Origin of the sequence: Bradyrhizobium sp. SZCCHNR1093 (assembly GCF_032381175.1) — a bacterium.
Lineage (GTDB): Bacteria > Pseudomonadota > Alphaproteobacteria > Rhizobiales > Xanthobacteraceae > Bradyrhizobium.
In genome coordinates this window covers 109,922-129,766 of record NZ_JAUHJJ010000002.1, presented here as the reverse complement: position 1 = coordinate 129,766, position 19,845 = coordinate 109,922, and the positions used below count along the sequence as shown (strand labels likewise).

Annotated in this window: 17 protein-coding genes and 1 tRNA gene; 6 read left to right on the top strand and 12 right to left on the bottom strand. The window is 66.0% G+C overall.

The window, feature by feature from the left end; genetic code table 11:
• Positions 1–7: 7 nt before the first annotated feature.
• The 7 genes from QX070_RS06225 to QX070_RS06195 form a co-directional block, all read right to left on the bottom strand.
• A complete protein-coding gene (locus tag QX070_RS06225) occupies positions 8–478 on the bottom strand; it encodes an arsenate reductase ArsC (RefSeq protein WP_315735995.1) in 471 nt (156 codons plus the stop codon).
• Between the two features lie 69 nt (positions 479–547).
• Positions 548–1,054, bottom strand: a complete 507-nt coding sequence (locus QX070_RS06220; RefSeq protein WP_315717869.1) for a UPF0262 family protein — start codon at positions 1,052–1,054, stop codon at positions 548–550.
• Positions 1,051–2,346 (bottom strand): histidinol dehydrogenase, encoded by a 1,296-nt coding sequence (gene hisD / locus QX070_RS06215; protein WP_315735993.1) that lies wholly within the window; start codon positions 2,344–2,346, stop codon positions 1,051–1,053. Before hisD ends, QX070_RS06220 begins: the two co-directional genes overlap by 4 nt.
• 87 nt (positions 2,347–2,433) lie before the next feature.
• Positions 2,434–2,883, bottom strand: coding sequence for a DUF2948 family protein (locus QX070_RS06210; protein ID WP_315735991.1), 450 nt, complete (start codon positions 2,881–2,883; stop codon positions 2,434–2,436).
• Between the two features lie 24 nt (positions 2,884–2,907).
• Complete coding sequence (gene murA, locus QX070_RS06205) at positions 2,908–4,197, bottom strand: UDP-N-acetylglucosamine 1-carboxyvinyltransferase (RefSeq protein ID WP_315735989.1); 1,290 nt, start codon at positions 4,195–4,197, stop codon at positions 2,908–2,910.
• Positions 4,198–4,347: 150 nt separating this feature from the next.
• The gene (locus tag QX070_RS06200) at positions 4,348–6,048 is read right to left on the bottom strand and encodes an FAD-dependent oxidoreductase (protein WP_315735986.1); all 1,701 of its coding nucleotides are present in this window, start codon (positions 6,046–6,048) and stop codon (positions 4,348–4,350) included.
• Between the two features lie 43 nt (positions 6,049–6,091).
• Positions 6,092–6,274 carry a hypothetical protein gene (locus QX070_RS06195; RefSeq protein WP_315735984.1) on the bottom strand — a complete coding sequence of 61 codons (183 nt, stop codon included), beginning with the start codon at positions 6,272–6,274 and terminating at the stop codon, positions 6,092–6,094.
• Positions 6,275–6,626: 352 nt separating this feature from the next.
• Between QX070_RS06195 and QX070_RS06190 the strand changes: the two genes are divergently transcribed.
• The 5 genes from QX070_RS06190 (at position 6,627) to QX070_RS06170 (ending at position 10,351) form a co-directional block, all read left to right on the top strand.
• Positions 6,627–6,701 (top strand) — tRNA-Thr (locus tag QX070_RS06190).
• A 1,103-nt stretch (positions 6,702–7,804) separates the two neighbouring features.
• Complete coding sequence (locus QX070_RS33015) at positions 7,805–8,350, top strand: hypothetical protein (RefSeq protein ID WP_409999155.1); 546 nt, start codon at positions 7,805–7,807, stop codon at positions 8,348–8,350.
• A gap of 383 nt (positions 8,351–8,733) precedes the next feature.
• The gene (locus tag QX070_RS06180; protein WP_315735983.1) at positions 8,734–9,150 is read left to right on the top strand and encodes a hypothetical protein; all 417 of its coding nucleotides are present in this window, start codon (positions 8,734–8,736) and stop codon (positions 9,148–9,150) included.
• Between the two features lie 100 nt (positions 9,151–9,250).
• Complete coding sequence (locus QX070_RS06175; RefSeq protein ID WP_315735981.1) at positions 9,251–9,754, top strand: hypothetical protein; 504 nt, start codon at positions 9,251–9,253, stop codon at positions 9,752–9,754.
• Positions 9,755–9,991: 237 nt separating this feature from the next.
• Positions 9,992–10,351, top strand: coding sequence for a hypothetical protein (locus QX070_RS06170; protein ID WP_315735979.1), 360 nt, complete (start codon positions 9,992–9,994; stop codon positions 10,349–10,351).
• A 224-nt stretch (positions 10,352–10,575) separates the two neighbouring features.
• Here the strand turns inward: QX070_RS06170 and QX070_RS06165 are convergent, their stop codons facing one another.
• Both QX070_RS06165 and QX070_RS06160 read right to left on the bottom strand, forming a co-directional pair.
• On the bottom strand, positions 10,576–12,651 hold the full coding sequence (locus tag QX070_RS06165; protein WP_315735977.1) for a HAMP domain-containing methyl-accepting chemotaxis protein: 2,076 nt from the start codon (positions 12,649–12,651) through the stop codon (positions 10,576–10,578).
• 167 nt (positions 12,652–12,818) lie between these two features.
• Positions 12,819–13,547, bottom strand: coding sequence for an SDR family oxidoreductase (locus QX070_RS06160; RefSeq protein ID WP_315735975.1), 729 nt, complete (start codon positions 13,545–13,547; stop codon positions 12,819–12,821).
• A 116-nt stretch (positions 13,548–13,663) separates the two neighbouring features.
• On the opposite strand from QX070_RS06160, the gene QX070_RS06155 reads away from it, so the two are divergent.
• Complete coding sequence (locus QX070_RS06155; protein ID WP_315735973.1) at positions 13,664–14,947, top strand: hypothetical protein; 1,284 nt, start codon at positions 13,664–13,666, stop codon at positions 14,945–14,947.
• A gap of 234 nt (positions 14,948–15,181) precedes the next feature.
• On the opposite strand, the gene QX070_RS06150 is transcribed toward QX070_RS06155, so the two are convergent.
• The 3 genes from QX070_RS06150 to QX070_RS06140 form a co-directional block, all read right to left on the bottom strand.
• Entirely contained in the window at positions 15,182–16,219 is a 1,038-nt protein-coding gene (locus QX070_RS06150; protein WP_315735971.1) for a magnesium and cobalt transport protein CorA, read from the bottom strand.
• A 62-nt stretch (positions 16,220–16,281) separates the two neighbouring features.
• Positions 16,282–17,886: a hybrid sensor histidine kinase/response regulator gene (locus QX070_RS06145; protein WP_315735969.1), complete on the bottom strand. Its 1,605-nt coding sequence runs from the start codon at positions 17,884–17,886 to the stop codon at positions 16,282–16,284.
• A gap of 339 nt (positions 17,887–18,225) precedes the next feature.
• Complete coding sequence (locus QX070_RS06140) at positions 18,226–19,665, bottom strand: glutamine synthetase family protein (protein ID WP_315735967.1); 1,440 nt, start codon at positions 19,663–19,665, stop codon at positions 18,226–18,228.
• Positions 19,666–19,845 lie beyond the last annotated feature (180 nt).

Genomic DNA, 19,845 nt, shown 5'->3' with positions numbered 1-19,845 from the left:
CGGGACCCTACAAGCCCGCCGGCCCGGGCTTGCCGAAACGCTTGCGGATCCGCGTGAACAGGCCGTCGCAGACTTCGCGATAGGCGGCGAGCTTCTGCTCGCGGTTGCCGTCGGCGCCGGTCGGATCGGGCGTCGGCCAGTATTCGACGTCGGCGGCGATGGTACGGGTCAGCTCCAGCGCCTTGTGATGGGCCTCGGGAGACAGGGTGATGATGAGGTCGAAATTCAGCCCCTCCCAGTCCTCGAGTTCCTCGAAGGTGGTCGGCTTGTGCTGCGAGATGTCCTGGCCGAGCTCGGCCATGACAGACACCGCGAAGGGGTCGAGCTCGCCCTTCTTGACGCCGGCGGAGCGGACATAGAGCGCCTGCGGATACATCTGGCGCAGCAGGCTCTCGGCCATCGGCGAGCGCACGCTGTTCTGGCCGCAGGCGAACAGCACCGCCTGCGGCTGGCGCGCGCGCGGCGGCACCTCGGCCATGCGCCTAGGCGCCCTCGGCCGCGAAGGTGGCCGGGCCCGGCAGCAGGCGATGACGCAGCGCGGACGGCATCACTGGCCCTCGCCCTTCCAGTGCAGCACGGTGATCAGGGTGAACAGCCGGCGCGAAGTCTCGAAATCGACCCGCACCTTGCCCTTCAGCCGCTCCTGCAGGGTGCGCGAGCCCTCGTCATGGATGCCGCGGCGGCCCATGTCGATGGCCTCGATCTTGTCGGGCGTCGCGGTGCGGATCGCCTGGTAGTAGCTGTCGCAGATCATGAAATAGTCCTTCACGATCCGCCGGAACGGCGACAGCGACAGCAGATGCGTCACGACAGGCGTGCCGTCCTCCTTGCGGATGTCGAACATCAGCCGGTTGGCGGTGATGCCGAGATGCAGGGTGAACGGACCGGCGCCGTCGGCGCCCTCGGGCGCGAACAGATTCTCCTCGACGAGGTCGTAGATCGCAATCGCCCGCTCATGCTCGATGTCCGGACCGGAGCGGCCGATCGACTCCTCGTCGAGCGTCACCGCCACGATGCGATTGGTCCGGTCGTCGCCTGGCGGGTGCTGGGTCATGGCAGGTTGAGGCGTATTCCCACGGAGCGTGAATGGGCGTCGAGACCCTCGGCCTTGCCCAGAGTCATCGCCGCTGGCCCCAGCGCGCGCAACTGCTCGGGGCCGCATTTCAACAGCGACGTGCGCTTCATGAAGTCGAGCACGCCGAGGCCCGAAGAGAACCGCGCCGAGCGCGCGGTCGGCAGCACATGATTGGAGCCGCCGACATAGTCGCCGATCGCCTCCGGCGTGTGCGCGCCGAGGAAGATGGCGCCGGCATTGCGGACTTTGGCGGCGAACGCGTCTGGATCGGCCGTCATGATCTCCAGATGCTCGGCGGCGATGGCATCCGCCAGCGGCACGGCCTGGTCGAGATCGTCGACCTCGATGATGGCGCCGAAATCGGCCCAGGACGCGCCGGCGATCGCGGCGCGAGGCAGGGTCTTGAGCTGGCCCTCGACGGCGCGGGCGACGTCGTCGGCGAGGCGGCGGCTGTCAGTGATCAGGATCGACTGCGCGCTGGCGTCGTGCTCGGCCTGCGCGAGCAGATCGGCCGCGATCCAGTCGGCATTGCCGCTGTCGTCGGCGATGACAAGCACCTCGGACGGGCCCGCGATCATGTCGATGCCGACCTTGCCGAACACCAGCCGCTTGGCGGCGGCGACATAGGCGTTGCCCGGGCCGACGATCTTGGCGACCGGGGCGATCGTCGCGGTGCCATGCGCCAGCGCCGCCACCGCCTGAGCGCCGCCGACGCGGTAGATCTCGGAGACGCCGCCGAGATGGGCGGCGGCCAAGACCAGCGGATTGAGCCTGCCGTCCGGCGCCGGCACCACCATCACGAGGCGCGCAACGCCTGCGACCTTGGCCGGAATGGCGTTCATCAGCACCGAGGACGGATAGGCCGCAGTGCCACCCGGCACATAGAGCCCTGCCGATTCGATCGCACTCCAACGCCAGCCGAGCTCGACGCCGGCTTCATCGGTGAAGCGCTGGTCCTGCGGCAGCTGCTTGAGATGAAAGGCTTCGATGCGGTCGCGGGCAAATTTCAGCGCGTCCAACGTGGCCGTATCGCAGGCCTTGAAGGCGGCCTCGATCTCGGCAGGCTTGACGCGCAGCGAGGAGGCGTCGAGCTCCAGCCGGTCGAACTTGCGCGTTGCCTCGAGCAGCGCCGCATCGCCGCGCCGGGCGACGTCGTCGACGATGGCGCGCGCGGCGGCTTCGACGTCGGCGGAGGTCTCGCGCTTGGCGGCGAGAAACTGCCGAAACTGAGTGTCGAAATCGGCGCTGGTGCGGGACAGGCGAATGGGCATCTCTGGCACTTTCCGAAGGGGTGGCTGCCCCCGACCCCCTGCTCAATGGCGCGGCAGCGCGGGGCCGTCAACCCTTTGAACAGGCGCCTACCGGGTCAGCGGCGGACCGCCATCGATATCGCTGGTGCCGAGATCGTCCTCGCCAAGATCGGTCAGCTCGCATTCCAGACATTCGACATCGAGCCGCAATGCGCCGCCATGGGAGAACAGCAGCAGCGCGCTGCCGGCGGGCGGCTCGGCGCCGGCATGGAATTCGATGCCGATCAGCTCCAGCACAGTATCGGGCGCATCGACCTCGATCCGCCGCGACTTGCAGGCCAGCACCCGGTCGAACCGCAACGCCGCGAGCAGCCGGCGCGGCTCGCTCTCGCCATGCAGCGCCTGATCCCAGTCGAGCCGGTTCATGCCGATCACCAGCCGCTTCTCGGCCTGGCGCCAGATGATGTCGGCCGCCTGCACCCGCGCGTCCTGCACATGGGCCGAGATGACGGCGAGATCGTCGGCATCGAGCGCGATCAGTTTGAGCCGGTCGGTCACGGTCTCATCCTCTTGGCAGCGCCCTCACTCGCGGATGCGCTCGATCGTGGCGCCGCAGGCCTTCAGCTTGTCCTCCAGCCGCTCGAAGCCGCGATCGAGATGGTAGACGCGATTGATCATGGTTTCGCCTTCCGCGGCAAGCCCGGCAATCACCAGCGACACCGAGGCGCGCAGATCGGTCGCCATCACTGGCGCGCCACGCAAGCTCGAGGTGCCCTCGATCCGAGCGGTCTCGCCATCGAGACTGATCCGCGCGCCGAACCGCGCGAGTTCCTGCACATGCATGAAACGGTTCTCGAAGATGGTCTCGGTGATCGCCGAGGCGCCCTGCGCGCAGACCATCAGCGCCATCAGCTGGGCCTGCAGGTCGGTCGGAAAGCCGGGGAACGGCGCGGTCGTCACCTGCACCGGGCGGATGCCGTGGCCGTTTCTGACGACGCGGATGCCTTCGGCGTCGCTCGTGATCTCGGCGCCGGCCTCGATCAGCACGTCGAGCGCGGACTGCAACAGCTCCGGCCGCGCGCCGGCGAGCCGGACATCGCCGCCGGTCATCGCCGCGGCGATCGCATAGGTGCCGGCCTCGATGCGGTCGGGCAGCACGGTGTGACGCGCGCCGTGCAGAGACGCCACGCCCTCGATCTCGATGCGTGGCGTGCCGGCGCCGGTGATGTGCGCGCCCATCTTGTTGAGGCAGTCGGCGAGATCGGTGATCTCCGGCTCGCAGGCGGCGTTGGTGATGACGGTCGTGCCCTTCGCGAGGCTCGCGGCCATGACCGCGACATGGGTGCCGCCGACGGTGACCTTGGGGAAATCGATCGTGCCGCCGCGCAGGCCGCCCGGCGCTTTGGCGACGACATAGCCGGCATCGATCTCGATGCTGGCGCCGAGCTTTTCCAGCGCCATGATCAGGAGGTCGACCGGCCGCGTGCCGATGGCGCAGCCGCCCGGCAACGACACCCGCGCCTCGTGCATCCGCGCCAAGAGCGGCGCGATCACCCAGAAGCTGGCGCGCATCCGCGACACCAGCTCATAGGGGGCCGTGGTGTCGATGATGTTGGCCGCCGAGATCTGCAGCGTCTGGCCCTGGTACTGGCCATCGCCGGGACGCTTGCCGACCGACATTATGTCCACGCCGTGATTGCCGAGAATGCGCTGAAGCTGCGCGACGTCGGCAAGGCGCGGGACGTTGTCCAGGATCAGCGTCTCCGGCGTCAAAAGACCCGCGATCATCAGCGGCAGGGCGGCGTTCTTCGCGCCCGAAATCGGGATGGTGCCGCGAAGCGGGTTGCCGCCGACGATGCGAATGCGATCCATGCTGGTCCTGTGGGGCTGGCCGGGAAATTGGGCTAAGGTCGGCGCAACAGGACCGACATTACGGCGATTTGATGGGTTCGCAACGGCAGGTCGCATCGCCGGGGAATTCATCCCCTGACGGTGCGGCCCGCCGCGGCGGGAATCCGCGAATCAGACCGGTGGGACCAGCGCATCGGCCAGAAACCCGTGCAGCGCGGCGACGACCTGGGCGCCCTCGCCGATCGCGCCGCCGACGCGCTTGACCGAGCCGGAGCGGACGTCGCCGACCGCATAGACGCCGGGCACCGAGGTCTCCAGCGGCGACACCATCCGCCCGGCATTCTGCTCCGACTGCGCGCCGGTGACGACGAAGCCGGCACGGTCGAGCGTGATGCCGCAGCCGTCGAGCCAGCCGGTGGCGGGATCGGCGCCGACGAACAGAAACAGATTGCTGATGTCGGCGGGCGTCTCTTCGCCGGACAGCCGGCTCTTCAAGGTGATGCGTTCGAGCCCGGTGTCGGCCCCGCCATCGAGCGCGACGACCTCGGTGTTGAACAACAGCTCGATGTTCGGCGTCGCCTCGATGCGCTCGATGAGATAGCGCGACATCGACGCGGCAAGCCCGCCGCCGCGGATGATCATCCGCACCTTCTTGACGTGGCCCGACAGAAACACCGCGGCCTGCCCCGCGGAATTGCCGCCGCCGACCAGCGCAACCTCCTGCCCCGCGCACAGCCGCGCCTCGATCGGCGAGGCCCAGTACCACACGCCGCGGCCCTCGAACTCCTTGAGCCGGTCGAGATCAGACCGGCGATAGCGCGCACCGCTGGCAACCACCACCGAGCGCGCCCGCACCTCGTCGCCGCCCTCGAGCGCCAGCACGAAGGCGCCGGCCTTCCGCTCGCAGTCGAGCGCATTGACCGCCACCGGGATCATGATCTCGGCGCCGAACTTCTGCGCCTGGTTGAACGCGCGCGCGGTCAGCGCGAGGCCGGTGATGCCGGTCGGGAAGCCAAAATAGTTCTCGATGCGGGCGCTGGCGCCGGCCTGGCCGCCGAACGCACGCGAGTCCAACACCGCCACCGACAGACCTTCGGAGGCGCCATACACCGCGGTGGCCAGGCCCGCCGGCCCGCAGCCGACGACCGCGACATCGTAGATCTTCTCGCCGCGCGGACCGCCGATCATCCCCACGGCACGCGCCAGCTCGGTCTCGCTGGGATTGCGCAGCACGCTGCCGTCGGACACCACCACCAGCGGCAGCTCGGCGGGCGTCGGTGAATAGCGCGCGATCAGATCGGCCGCGTCGTGATCATCAGCGGGATCGAGCAGATGGTGCGGAAAGCCGTTGCGGGTAAGAAAGCTCTGCAGCCGCGCGATCGCAGCCGATTGCGGCGGGCCGATCATGACCGGGCCGCCGGCGCCGCCCTGGATCAGGTTGACCCGGCGCAGGATCAGCGCCCGCATGATGCGCTCGCCGAGCTCGGCCTCGGCGATCAGCAGCGCGCGCAACCGTTCGGGACGAATCAGGATGACCTCGACATCGCCCTCGGCGTGGCCGTCGACCAGCGCGACCCGGCCGGAGAGCTGGGCGATCTCGGCCAGAAACTGACCAGGTCCCTGGTCGATGACCGGCGTGACGCGACCGAGGCCGTCACGCTGGGTGATCGCGACATGGCCTTTGAGAATCACGAACATGCCGGGGCCGGGCTTGCCGGTCTCGAACAGCAGCTCGCCGTCGCGATAGGTCTGGATCTCGCCGAAGCCGCGCAGACGCGCGATCTCCTGGGGCGTCAGCTCTGGAAAGGTCTGCTCAAAGCGGGGCAGCGTCTTCGCCAGCTCCGCCCGCTGTGCCCCTGCCTCCACCGTCATCCCTTCATCCGCCGCCATCACGCCCACCCCGCTTGCAATCTGCTCAACGCTTCGAATCGTCCGGACCGCCGGCAGCGGCCTCGTCCGAGCCGCCCTCCTCGGCCGCCACCGCCTGGCTGCGCTCGCGGCTCTGCGCCTTGCGCCGCTTCAGGTTCTCGCGCAGCGCCTGCTTCAGCCGCTCCTCGCGCGCGCCCTTCGGCGCCGCCTTCCCGGTCTTCTCCGTCATCCCCTTCCCCCGGTCACCCCATACCAGAGGCACAATTGGGGCCGCAGCTGCGAAAGCCAAGAGGCGTTGGCGACGCAGACGCTAGGTTCCGCCCGACCGGCCGTCGCCTGCCCGGATGGGGAGTTGCCGGCGCGACCCGGGCATTGGGGACGCCAAGGGCGGCCAACCGCGAGAATCCGCCGTGAACGGGCGATTTCGCTCCGATTCGGAGGTCTTTCGCTCCATTTCGATGCATCACGCTGACGTCTTTCCCCGAAAACCGGACGAGCCACGCTTGCGCAGGCGGGGACCTTGTGGCAAGAACCGCCCGCGTTCGGTCGCGGCCTTCGGGCCTGTCCCCGCCAGTCCCTTTGCTGCCGTAGCTCAGTGGTAGAGCACTCCCTTGGTAAGGGAGAGGTCGACAGTTCAATCCTGTCCGGCAGCACCAGGGCATTCTTCCCCGACATGATCTTCGGCGACGCCTCGGGACCGCAGGCCACGCACAGATGCGCGTCATCGGCCTCGCGGCGCAATTTGCGTCCGAGCTCTGCTGCAGCACCGCCCTCTCCGGAAATCGAGGGCGCAGGGAAGGCCGGGCGCTGGCCGCGCCCGTGGCCCGCCTGCGGAAAGAAATGCAGGCGGCAGGTACCACAGGTCTGGCCGAACACACCCGGCCCTCCCTGCGCGATGGGCTTACGATTTATACGCGCTCTCCCTGGGGACCGGGCTTTGTTGCCCCCATCACCCGCGATGCACTGACGCACATCAGCGAGCTTGACCTCAGCATCGGGAGGCCAGGACCACGCGACTTCACCGTCCGACTCGAAGTTGTTCGTCCGCTCGCGAATGCGCGCTGCAACTCCGACCCGGCCACCGCATCCCACACCCAACGCTCGTGACGACTCGCGAACGCCCCTCTTTCGATGAGCACGGGACGGCCGGAAATGTGCAGGTGATTTGCCCGACGACACAAGGGGAATTGTTGCGGCAAACTAGCACGACGGGCAGTTTGGGCATGGCCGGCATGCGGGAGCTTTGTTGTTTGGTGCAGCGTCACCGTAATCCCACCGTAATCCCGGACGCAGGGGCGTCCGCCTGTTCGATCCGGTGTACGGTGAGTCGGTGGTGCTGCCGAACGGACGGCTGGTTTTTACCGAGTAAGGCATCTCATCTTGTGCCGGAGCTTGGATGCAATGTTGGAAAGGCGCCGAGACGGTCGTTCCCGCGCAAGCATGGCCAGCCGCTGACCCGGGAGGGCGCCGCCTGAGGCCAAAAAGCGCCTAGCATACGAGAATGCCCATCTATCTTTAAGTGAAAGTCAAGTAGCCGCTCCGCACAGGGCCTCGGAGGACGTGCCAATTCAAGGTATTCAAACTGCCAACGCCAAACGAAGGAGGTAGTTTATGCCAAAACATAAGGACCGGTTGCTGGTGCGGATCGGCAAACATATTGAAGGGGTCGCTGAAGGGCCTACGGCTATTCTGGCCTTGATCATCTTGACGGCGATCGTTGTGTGGAAGGTGAACTCACTTCTGCCCGGAGGGCTCTGACATGCGTTGCCGCAAATGTCGCAGTCAAAAAACCACAAAAAATGGAGTGGTACGCGGTACTCAGCGGTATCGGTGTTGCTCCTGCGGCTTCAACTTCACGCAAGAACATCCGAAAGGGTGGCCCGAATTATCCAAGCTCCTCATCGTTGTGAGTTACTGCCTTGGAGAATCGATTTCCGATCTCGCCGAGCAAGCAGGGGCCACGACCGCCAGCGTTTTTAGATGGATTGAGGAGGCGCGCGAAGCCACCATGGGCGAAAAAATGGCGGGCTGGGTTCGAGAAGCGCTAATCGAGATGGTAAGCTTCAAGCTCAAGGTGGAGAGGCAACGCCCAACCGAGGACGAAGTCTACGAACTCTTGATAGAGCACCTTGTTTGGCTGACAGAGTTGTTCGCTCAGAAGCGGTCCGCCGACGCCAGATTTGAGCCAAACTATGCGGCGCTAGGGTGGGCCGACGCGAACCGCAATCCCACTGATGCTGAGTTTTCCAACCTTATCACTAAGCGCATTCGAGAGATTGAAGGCAATCTCCGAGAGGTCGACTGATCGATCCTGCCGTGACGGCGGGCTTCTGGCTATGGATACTGAATCGGTCTCTCTGGCCTCGGTGATCTGCGCAAGCCTCGCGTGATGGAAACTCGCGTCGTCAACCATCCCCGGCTCGCATTACGATGACAGAGCACTAAACTTATGGAGCGCCATGGCTGCCGCCGTTAAGTGCACTGGACTGCACCCCTCAAGTGAGACACACGGTGACAGTGCACTTAACGGTAGATCGGCACTGCATACGTTTCATGCACTGTCACCGTAATACGTTGCTTCCACTCGCGCCAATCGGCGTAAAACCCACTCGGACTCTAAATGCTGCTGGATGAAACTTCGGTGGCAGGTCAGCTAAATGAAAGTGTATGGTTGTGGAGGGAAACATATTGGCAATCGATCTGGACGAATTGATCTCCGAACGAGGTGAATTTTTTGGCCATGCGCTTCCACGCGACAGCTCAACCGCGACTGTGCTACGGCTTGAGCCGGACTGGTGGGCACTGGAAGATCATCTTGGTGAGCAAAGGTCGGAGTTGCTCAATTCAGGAGGAGCCGATCCTACTGATGATGAAATTGGCCTCATGCTCAGGTGGCAGGTAAAGAACGCGTTTGAGGCCCCGGATGACGATGTGACACCCGGTATTTGGTTTTGTGACGAGCAAGAAAATAAGATCGTTGTCATCGTGTGCTGGGGCGCAGGATGGGAGACATCGCGCCATGTCTTCGGCATCTTTCTGAACCGGGGCGAGGCGGTGGAAGCACTGCGCAACCAATTCATTCTTGATGACGGCCTGCCAGCATAAGACAATAATCTGGGATAGCTGGAACGTACGACCTGTGTCGTATGTCTGAATACGATGAGCAGCAGGCCAGGCGATTAGGGCCATTATATAGGTTCGTACAATGAGCCGCTTACCGAAAATCCCGATGCTGCCGTCGGAAATGCCGCAGCAAAGAATTTCTGAAGTGCTATCCCTGCCGTCTCGTCCAGTCCCGTTCAATTTCGAGGTAGGCTATGGGAGTTTTGCGCCGGACGTAGTGCCAAAACAGGGTGTACCACGATCACCCGAACTATTGGTCCAGGCCGAGTGGGCAGAAGGCCCCATGAACAATGGTATCTGCGCGTTCTATCTCCAAGCGCGAAAGAAGTACTGGGTCATGTGGCTACGTACCCTTGACGACAACTCCTATCCATGGCGATGGGATTGGCAGGCGATCGGATACTGTAACAGGACGAATGTTGACAAAGACGTTGCAGCAAAACATCTGCTCTTGGAGTACTTGAAGTTCAGTGGAAATAGGGGCGAAAATAGCGTCGATTGGATAAATCAAGAGGGACTTCTTTCCGTTGCAGACATTAGGGCGATCGTGCGTGAGCTAAGTCGGCAACAACAGGCGTTAGGATAAACGTACTCTGCAGGCGAGTTGTGCAACAACGCCACGGAGATATCGATGCCCCCGGAGCTTATCGTGCGGGGGTGCGCGTTGCCCATCGCCGAAGGCGCCTATGGCTCATGACGGGCATAAGCTCGCGTAAGCAATAAGGGACTGCTCGCCGCGGGTCTCGCGCAGCGGCCAAGTTCACCCGGAAGGGCCACTACGTCAGCTTACCATCGTGTTCGAAAGCTTTAGGAATGGGGCCAAATGATGCTTAAGCTCTCAGCGAACCAAATAGACGCGATTAGAAACTCTGAATTGAGAGCCAAGCTCGCTGAGCACATGAAAAGTAATCAGCATTTGATCCAACCTCTTTCTGAGCTAGATCAGGATAGCTTCGATTGCCTTTCGGATGCGTGCATCGATGTGCTCGGAAATCAAGCTCCTGCAATCGAAGAATTTCACGCGGAACAGGATCTCGGGCGGTATCCCGTTGGTATTCGTGGCGTGCCCGGCGCCTATTTTGTCTTTTCGGCTGACCGGGATGATCTCGGCGTCTTTTCAGATCTGGAGGAAGCACGCTCAGTATTACTTCTCTACTATGGAGAGTTTATCGTCGCCGATTAGGTCGACGCGCAGGGATCGGCAGGCATGCCACGGCTTCGCGCCGAGTCGGGATTGGCTAAGCACAATAGAGTACCGATAGGTATTAAATTACTGGCAATCAGCATGCCGGGAAGGGTGCAGCACAGTTCAATCCTGTCCGGCAGCACCAGGGCTGTTGCAACCTTCCCACTTCAATTCCGGCGCCGTGAGCGCCACGCTTCACCGAGGCCGCAGCCGGCGCTTCCTCACGCCGCCCGCACCGAGTTCAGGAAGCGGCTGACCTCGTCGCGGAGGCGGCTGCTCTGGCCGGACAGCGACTTCGCGGCGGACAGCACCTGCGAGGAGGCCGAGCCGGTCTCGTCGGCGCCATGCCGGACGCTGGCGATGTTCGCCGACACCTGCTGCGTGCCGTGCGCCGCCTGCTGGACGTTGCGCGAGATTTCGCGCGTCGCCGAACTCTGCTCCTCGACGGCGGAAGCGATGGCGGACGCGATCTCCGACATCCGGGCGATGGTTTCGCCGATCTCCTTGATCGAGCCGACCGACTCCTGGGTCGCCGCCTGGATGCCGCCGATCTGCTGGCCGATCTCGCCGGTCGCCTTGGCGGTCTGCTCGGCCAGCGCCTTCACCTCCGAGGCGACCACCGCGAAGCCGCGTCCGGCCTCGCCGGCGCGGGCGGCCTCGATGGTGGCATTGAGCGCGAGCAGGTTGGTCTGGCCGGCGATCGCGTTGATCAGCTCGACGACGTCGCCGATCCGCGCCGCCGCCTTGGCAAGCTCCGCGACGTTGTCATTGGTCTTGCGCGCCTGCGCCAGCGCCTCGTTGGCGATGCGCGCGGAGTCCTGCACCTGGCGGCTGATCTCGGTGACCGACGAGCTCATCTCCTCGGCGGCCGCGGCGACCGAATGCACGTTGGTCGAGGCTTCCTCGGAGGCCGATGCGACCACGGTGGCGAGCTCCAGTGAGCGACCCGCCGTCGTCGTCAGCGATGAGGCCGAGCGCTCCAGATCGGCCGACGCCGACGACACGACGCCGACGACCTCGCCGATCGCCGCCTCGAACTCGCGGGTGAAGCGCTCGACGCGCTGGCCGCGCTCGATCTTGGCCTGCGCGTCGGCTGCGGCCGCCTCCTCGGCGCGCTTCTTCTCCAGCAGCGCCTCCTTGAACGTCTGCAGCGAGCCGGCCATCGCGGCGATCTCGTCGTCGCGATTGATCGTCGGAATCGCCACGTCGTCATTGCCGGCCGCCATCTGGCCGATCAGGCCGGTCAGGTTCACGATCGGGTTGATCACGCGGCGGCGCAGCAGCATGGTGACGAACACGAGAATGCCGGCGAGGGCGACGACCACCGCCGTCGCCAGCGCGAGCATCAGATAGGCTGCATCGCGCGCCGCGACGGCGCGGTCGCGCGCCTCGGCGATCGCGGCGTCGCGCACGACGAAGAACTTCTGCACGGCCGGGACGACCGCATCGGCCAGGGTGTCAGCGGTGAGTGCGTAGTTGAGATCGCCGAGCCCGGCGGCGATGTCCTTGTCGACGATCGGAACGGCGCGTCCGAAATAGGCCTCCCGGGCGTCCTTGAAGGCCGTGAGCAGGCGCTCCGGATTGCCGAGCTGGTCGATGCCGGCCTCCAGGCGCTCGCGGTCGACCTCGGTGCGGCCCTGGGCGCGATCCATCGCCGCCTTCTCGGCCGCAGCCACGGCGCGGCGGGCGCTGAGCGCCGGCGACAGCGCGGCGGCACGACCGCCGGCGGTCACGCGCAGGTCTTGCGCCGTGCGGGCCACGTCGAGCAGCGTCGTCAGCGACGCGTCGGCATTGGCGATGCGGTTCTGCAGACGGTTCAGAATCGGCTCGATCGCAAGAGCCACCTGGGTGACCCCGGGGAGAAAGCTCTTGATCGCAGCCGGGTCGCGCGCGCTCAGCGGCGCGGTCAGCGTGGGGTCCACCTTGGCAAGGATCTCGGACAGCTTGGACGACGCCTGGTCCAGGCTGCGGGTGATCGCCTCGCTGTCGGACACGCTCGTCAACTGTGCGCGCGCTTTCGCGAAGGACGCCTCGGACGACTGCCTGATCTTGCGCACGCCTTCGAGCTGCGCGGGGGTTGCGGGACCTTCCTGGAAGATCGGCGTGATGTAGGGCGCGCGGTGACCCACGACATCCTGGGCGAACAGCAGCACCGCGCCGAATGCCTCGACGGTCTTGATCGCTTCGGCCTTGTCGCTGACCGCCTTCACCTGCTCGATCACGACTTGTGCAGCAGGGAGGACGGCCAAAGCCGTCACGGAAAGCATCGAAATTGCAAAAAGTCGGCCGATTTTCATCATTGCCCCCGGATTACGCGGGCCCACGCTAGGTTCCTTATGATTAAGGTTGTGCTTAAATCGAATCCCGTATTTCAACGGGGGCTGGCCCCAGCCTATGTGCACCAGGCCATCCGAGCGGGCTGCTGTTCGAGCCGCGAGCGGACCGAGCGCCCGGCCCGCCCCGCCTACAAATCAAAATTCGTCGGCAGCATCACGACGTCGCGGATGGTCATGCCGCGCGGACGGGTCAGCATGAACATGATCACCTCGGCGACCTCTGAGGGCTCCAGCAGGCTGCCGGACTCGCGCGCCTCCTTCAGCTTCTCGGCCGGCCAGTCCGCGATCAGGGCGGTCACCACCGGGCCCGGCGAGATCGCGCCGACGCGGATGCCGTGCTTGAACACCTGGCGGCGCACCGTCTGCACGAAGCAGTCGATCGCCCATTTCGACGACGCATAGACCGGCTCCCACGGCGTCGGGTAATGCGCCGCGAGCGAGCTGGTGACGATGATGTCGCCGGACCCGCGCGCGATCATGTGCGGGAGAACGTCGCGCACATTCTTCATCACGACGTTGACGTTGAGGTTCAGCATACGGTCGATGGCGTCGGTCCTGGCGTCGACGAGATCGCCGCCGAGATAGCTGCCGGCATTGGCGTGGAGAATGTCGAGCCGGCCGGCCGCATCGAGGACGCGCGGCAGCAGGGTGGCGCAATCCGTGGGATCGAGCAGGTCGATGACCACGGGGATCACGGCGTCGCCGTGCCGCTCGCGCAGGCTCGCCAGCGCCGCGGCGTCGCGATCGACCATCACGACGCGCGCGCCGGCCGCCAGCATCGCTGCGCTGCTGGCCAGCCCGATGCCCGACGCCGCGCCGGTGACCGCCGCCACCTTGCCTTCCAGTTCCCTGCTCATCATCTCCTCCTTGTCCGGCCAGACTACAGCAAATCGCGCGGCGCTGCCGTACCGCGTTTGGACCCATCGCAATCCCTGCGCGTTGTATCCCGGCCGCATCACCCGTGAAGAACCCGATGGAGACGATCGAAGCCTATCTCGCCCGCAAGCATCAGGAGCTGCAGCTCCTGAACGGCTGCCTGCGGAGACCGCATGCGCTGCCGGCGCCGCGCGCCGTGATGGAGGTCATCCGGCGCAAGTTTCAGCTCACGGCCGCGCTGAAGGCGGAGCACGCGCTGGGCGACTGGACCGCGACGGAGACGGCCTGGGCGGATGCCGCCGATCATCGCGCCGGCCCGTTCGCCTACAGCTACGACTATCAGCGGGCCGATCTCGACGTGCGCGGGCCGTCATTCTATGCGGTGGGCGAGAGCCGTCAGGACACCATCTACACCATCTCCGGCATGGCCGCGATCGCGGCACTGCTGCTGGCGACGCGGCCCGTTCTCGGTACGGCGGACCTGCTGATGCTGCCGGGCTCCTATGGCGAGACGCAGGAGCTGGTCGCGGCGCATGCGCGGCATCTGCGCCCGGTGACGCTGACCCGCGACCTTGCCGCCGCGCTGGCGCAGCCCTCGCCGGCGCCGCGGCTGCTGCTGATCGATTCCAGCGCGACCGCGCCGCGCTTCGAAGCCGTGCTGAGTTGCGACCGCCCGGCGATCGATCTCCTGATCTTCGACACCACCTGCTTTGCCAATGGCTCCGGCCGCGTTCGCCGCGTGCAGGCCTGGGCGCGGCGCTGGGACGTGCCGGTCGTGATGGTGCGCAGCCACACCAAGCTCGACTCGCTCGGCGCCGAGTACGGCCGGCTTGGCTCGGTCGCTTTCAGCTATTGGACCAATGCCGGCTCTGCAAGCCGCGTTGCGCTTCAGACGCTGCCGGACGAGACGCGCAACGCCGTCAGGCTGCTCGGCGGCGCCGCGCTGCCGGCGCATTTCCCGCCTTATGTCGGCCTGCCCGCCTATCGCGAGCTGACCGCGCGCCGCGTCGCCGCCATCCTGCGCAACAGCCGGCGCGCGCGGCGCCAATTCGCAACGACGCTTCCCGAACTTACCGCGGAGCTCGACTTCGCGCACGGCCTCTACGTCACGCTCGCCGGTCGCGCGCCGCTTGATGAGGCCACCGCGCGGCAAGCCGCAACCGCCATAAGCGATGATCTGCGGCGCGCCGGGCTGCCGATCCGCCACGCCGGCAGCTTCGGCTTCGATTTCGCTGCGACGGAATGGTTTCACGACGCCACCACGGATCGCTACAGCGTGCGCGTCGCCGTGCCCGACCTGCCGACCGCGATCTGGGACGAACTGACGGACGCCATCGCCGCGTGGTGGTTCGCGCATCAGGGGCGATCCGCGGCGGCGTGACCGCTGCGCCATGGCACGCGCCCGCCTCCTCAACGGCAAACCTATCATGCCGCAAGGGGGGTCCAATGAGCAGCTCGGATTTCGATGTCACACGCCGCCACGTCGTGCTCGGCGCCACCGCACTCAGTGCACTGGCACCGCGCATCGCTTTGGCGCAGGGATTCGGGGCAACGCCTCGCGCCGCTCGCAAGTGACCGGACCCGCTTCGGGAGGAGGGACCAACGGTCCGTCAACTCACAGCCACCCGCGCCGCCTGAACTGCCAATACAGCACGCTGCAGACAGTGGCGATGAAGCCGAGCACCGCGTAGTAGCCGTATTGCCATTTCAGCTCCGGCATGTGCTCGAAGTTCATGCCGTAGATGCCGGCGACCGCGGTCGGCACCGCAAGGATCGCGGCCCAGGCCGTGAGCCGACGGGCGATGTCGGTCTGCTGCGCCTGGCCGGCCATCATGCTGGCCTCGAACACGAAGGCGAGGATCTCGCGCAGGGAATCCGCATCCTCCTCGGCGCGCTTGGCGTGGTCGAGGACGTCGCGAAACAGCGGCGCCATCTCGGCATCGATCGCGACGTTGTCGACGTGCTCGAGCCGCTTGCAGACGTCGACCACCGGGCCGACGGCGCGGCGCAGCCGCAGCAGGTCGCGCCGCAGGCGATACAGAAGGTCGACCTCGTGGCGCGCGAGCGGCCGCTGCAGCACGACCTCCTCCAGCGTCTCGACCTCCGCCATGATGCTCTCGGTCACCGGGCGGTAGTTGTCGACGATGAAATCGAGGATCGCATAGAGGATGTAGTCCTCGCCCTTGGCGAGCGAGCCGGGACAGCTCTCGCAGCGCTCGCGCACCGCGCCATAGGAGGTCGAGGCGCCGTGGCGCACCGAGACGACGAAGCCGGGGCCGACGAAGACGTGGGTCTCGCCGAACACGATGTGCTCGTTGACGAGCTGCGCGGTGCGGGCGACCACGAACAGCGCATCGCCGTAGCGTTCGACCTTGGGCTGCTGATGCGCCTTCGACGCATCCTCGATCGCGAGCTCGTGCAGTCCGAACTGCTCGGCCACGCGCTGCAGCAGCGCAGCATCAGGCTCATGCAGCCCGATCCACACCACATGGCCCGGCCGCCTGCTCCAGGCGCCGGCCTCCTCGATGGCGATGTCGGCGACGCGGCGGCCATCGGCATAGACGCTGGCCGCGACCACGCCGGGCTCGCGCGACGCGCCGCGCGTGGGCACGGCCGGCGCATCGGCCGCTGTCTGCATCGTGACGGGACGCATGGCTGAATCTCCGCTTTCCGGGCCGACTTTCGACGCGAGGAGTCGCCGGGTCAAGCGTCGCATCAGGTCACGCCGGTGGGGCCGTCGAGCAACTGCCTGACGCGGCGGACCAGATCGGTGCGGCGGTACGGCTTGTTGATGATCTCGAACTCGCCGATGTTGGCATCGGCGCGCTCGACCGCAGCATCGGAATAGCCGGTGGTGAGCAGCACCTTCAATTTCGGCTGGCTCTTGCGCGCCTCACGCGCCAGCACCGTGCCGTTCATGCCGCCGGGCATCACGAGATCGGTGAACAGGAGATCGAAGCGGACCTCCGAATCCAGCAGCTCGAGCGCGGCATGCGCATTGGCGGCGACCTCGATGCGATAGCCGAAATCCTCCAGGATCGAGCGCGCGAGCTCGGCCACGTCCGGACGATCCTCGACGATCAGAATGCGCTCGCTGCCCGACCGCTCCATCGCCATCTGCGTCCGGATCGAGGGCGCGGCGATCGCCTGCTCGGTCGCCGGAAACAGCAGCTGCACGGTCGTGCCGAGCCCGACCTCGCTGTAGATATAGGTGCTGCCGCCGGACTGCCGCGTGAAGCCGTAGACCATCGCGAGGCCGAGCCCGGTGCCCTTGCCCTCCTCCTTGGTGGTGAAGAACGGCTCGGCGACCCGCGCGAGAACATGGTGCGGAATGCCGACGCCGTCGTCGGACACTTTCAGCGCGACATAGCGCCCGCCCTTGGGCACGCCGAACTGCACGATGTCCTCCTCCGCGATCTCCTTGTTCTCGGTGCGGATGGTCAACGTGCCGCCGTGCGGCATCGCATCGCGCGCGTTGACGAACAGATTGAGCAGCGCGACCTCCGCCTGGGTCTGGTCGACGCGGCTGTTCCACAGGCCCGGCTGCGCCTTGACGACGATGCGCACGCTGTCGCCGAGCGTGTGGCGCGCCATCTGCACCATGGTCTCGATCATGTTGTTGAGGTTGATCGGCCGGCTGTCGAGCCGCTGCTTGCGCGCGAACGACAATAGCTGCTGCGTCAAGGTCGCGGCCCGGTTGGCGGCCGTGCGGATGTTCTCGACGGCGCGGCGGTGCCGCGGGGCCAGTTCGGCGACGGCGCCCTGCAGCGTCTCGGTGTAGCCGATGATGACCTGCAGGATGTTGTTGAAGTCGTGCGCAATGCCGCCGGTGAGCTGGCCGATCGCCTCCATCTTCTGCGACTGCACCAGCGCGCTCTCGGCGTCGCGGCGGCGCGACACGTCGAGCTGCGAGCCGAAATAATACACCAGCTCGCCGTCGCGGTTGTAGACCGGGCTGACGAACAGCGCATTCCAGAACGAAGCACCATTCTTGCGATAATTGAGGATCTCCACCGCGATGTCCTGGCGGTTGGCGATCGCCGTGCGGATCGCTGCAATGGTGTCGCGGTCGGTGTCCGGCCCCTGCAGGAAACGGCAATTGGTGCCGACGATCTCGGAGATCTCGTAGCCGGTCATTTCCAGGAACGCCCGGTTGGCGAACAGAATGGGATTGTCGTTCTGGCGCGGATCGGTGACGATCATCGGCATCCGTGTGGTCTCGACGGCCGCGAAGAAGATGTCGTGGCGCTCCGACGACAGATCGGATGCATCGCCGCTGTCGACGACCGCGCGATCGCGCTGCGGCTTGTGTTCCAACATGCTTCCTTGCTCCGCCTTCTCTCTCCATGACATGCAGGGTCGCGCCGGCACCGGCGTGAGTTGCGCAACGCGCCCCTTCGATATGCCGAAGGATCGGATCGGGTTCCCGCAGGCATGCCTGCACGCGGGACGGCGGACACAGGGCTCACGAAAATGCGAGGAGGCGGCGGGGGAACAAATCCGGCGGATATGGAAATGCCCGCGCCGCATCATCGTCGGCGCATTGCGCGCGCGACGAGGATGTTGCGCGTCCGCCGACGGAGCGCGGCCTACATCACCGGGCAGAGCATCCGGGTCGACGGCGGGCTGACGCGCAGCGTGCGATGCGCTGCATCGTGGTCAGAACATCTCGAAATATTCGCGCTGCTCCCAGTCCGACACCTCGGCCTGGAAGCGCTCGAGCTCGGCGGTCTTGAGGAAGGTGTAGTAGTCGATGAAGGTGGCACCGAAGGCTTCGCGGAAGAACGCGTCCTGCTTCAGCGCATCGACCGCTTCGCCCAAGGATTTCGGCAGGAGATCTGCCTTTGTCTCGTAGGGAACGTCAGCGGACGGGCCGGGATCGATCTTGCGGTCGATGCCGTCGAGGCCGGCTGCGATCTGCGATGCCATGTAGAGGTAGGGATTGGCGGCGGGCTCGCCGATGCGGTTCTCCAGGCGGGTGGCGCGATCGCCGGGGCCGCCGAGCACGCGGATCATGACGCCTCTGTTGTCGCGGCCCCAGATGGCGCGGTCCGGTGCCAGCGAATAGGCGCGGTAGCGCCGGTAGCCGTTGATCGTCGGCGTCGAAAACAGCGCGGAGGCGCGCGCATGCGCGAGCAGGCCTGCCATGTAGTGACGGCCGAGCGTGGACAGACCTTCGGCGTCCTCCGTCATGAACGCGTTGCTGCCGTCGCGCGCCACCAGCGACTGGTGCAGATGCCAGCCCGACGACATCACGTTGGGGATGCGCGGCCGGCACATGAAGGTGGCGTGATAGCCGTTTCGCTGCGCGATCTGCTTCACGGCGCTGCGGAACAGCACCATCGTATCTGCAGGCGCCAGCCCGATGCCCGGCTGCAGCACGAATTCGCACTGGCTCGGCCCGTATTCGAGCTCGATCGAGCGCAACGGCAGGCCGAGCGCGACGAGGTTCGCCCGGATGATCTCGAGCGCCGGCTCCATCTGATCGAAGCGCTGCTCGGTGAGATACTGATAGCCTTGCGTCAGCAGGCTGACCGTCGGCGGCACGCCGGGCTGGCCGGGCGAGCCGGCATCACCGGGCGCGAGCCTGGGATCCTCGACCTTGAAGATGTGGCACTCGACCTCGAGGCCGGCCTTGAACTGATAGCCACGCTGGTCGAGCGTCGCCAATGCCGACCGATAGAGATTGCGCGTGGCGAACGGCACCGGCGCGCCATTCGCGAAGTACAGATCACACAGCACCCAGCCGGTGCCGGGTGCCCAGGGCAGCACGTGAAAGGTGGTGGGATCGGCGACCATCAGTGCATCGCTGCCGCCCTGCATCTCGGCCATGCCGAAGCCGCCGCCGGCGGTGAACACCGGAAACACGGTGCGATGCGAGGTATCCTTGGCAAGCAGGGTCGTCGTGATCGAGCAGCCGTCCTCGAGCGAGGACAGCGCCGCATCGACGGTGAGCGTCTTGCCGCGCAGGATGCCGTGCTGGTCCGGGAACGAGAAGCGGATGGTGGTGAGGCCGTGCTCCTCGGCGAGGCGGCGCATGCGCGCTGCGGCCTCGGCCTGCTCGACGGTCCACAGCTGATGCTTGTCGACGAAACTCAACGATGGCTCCTCGAATCGTAGGACGGGCAAAGGCGCGTTCGCGGCGCTACCTCCGCCGTTGCGCCAGTGGACGCTGCGAACACGACGCGCCCACCGCCGCGACGGTGCACGTGAATGGTGGGCACGCCGTCGGACGGCACGCTGCGCCGTTCCGCCGGCCTTGGCCACCGTACGGCAACT

Bases quoted from the DNA above. Each gene is read 5' to 3' on its own strand.
- QX070_RS06150 (WP_315735971.1), bottom strand. From the start codon at position 16,219: ATGCGTCCCGTCACGATGCAGACAGCGGCCGATGCGCCGGCCGTGCCC.
- QX070_RS06220 (WP_315717869.1), bottom strand. From the start codon at position 1,054: ATGACCCAGCACCCGCCAGGCGACGACCGGACCAATCGCATCGTGGCG.
- hisD (WP_315735993.1), bottom strand. From the start codon at position 2,346: ATGCCCATTCGCCTGTCCCGCACCAGCGCCGATTTCGACACTCAGTTT.
- QX070_RS06175 (WP_315735981.1), top strand. From the start codon at position 9,251: ATGAGCCGCTTACCGAAAATCCCGATGCTGCCGTCGGAAATGCCGCAG.
- QX070_RS06155 (WP_315735973.1), top strand. From the start codon at position 13,664: ATGGAGACGATCGAAGCCTATCTCGCCCGCAAGCATCAGGAGCTGCAG.
- QX070_RS06160 (WP_315735975.1), bottom strand. From the start codon at position 13,547: ATGAGCAGGGAACTGGAAGGCAAGGTGGCGGCGGTCACCGGCGCGGCG.
- QX070_RS06195 (WP_315735984.1), bottom strand. From the start codon at position 6,274: ATGACGGAGAAGACCGGGAAGGCGGCGCCGAAGGGCGCGCGCGAGGAG.
- murA (WP_315735989.1), bottom strand. From the start codon at position 4,197: ATGGATCGCATTCGCATCGTCGGCGGCAACCCGCTTCGCGGCACCATC.
- QX070_RS06145 (WP_315735969.1), bottom strand. From the start codon at position 17,886: ATGTTGGAACACAAGCCGCAGCGCGATCGCGCGGTCGTCGACAGCGGC.
- QX070_RS06165 (WP_315735977.1), bottom strand. From the start codon at position 12,651: ATGAAAATCGGCCGACTTTTTGCAATTTCGATGCTTTCCGTGACGGCT.
- QX070_RS33015 (WP_409999155.1), top strand. From the start codon at position 7,805: ATGCGTTGCCGCAAATGTCGCAGTCAAAAAACCACAAAAAATGGAGTG.
- QX070_RS06225 (WP_315735995.1), bottom strand. From the start codon at position 478: ATGGCCGAGGTGCCGCCGCGCGCGCGCCAGCCGCAGGCGGTGCTGTTC.
- QX070_RS06170 (WP_315735979.1), top strand. From the start codon at position 9,992: ATGATGCTTAAGCTCTCAGCGAACCAAATAGACGCGATTAGAAACTCT.
- QX070_RS06200 (WP_315735986.1), bottom strand. From the start codon at position 6,048: ATGACGGTGGAGGCAGGGGCACAGCGGGCGGAGCTGGCGAAGACGCTG.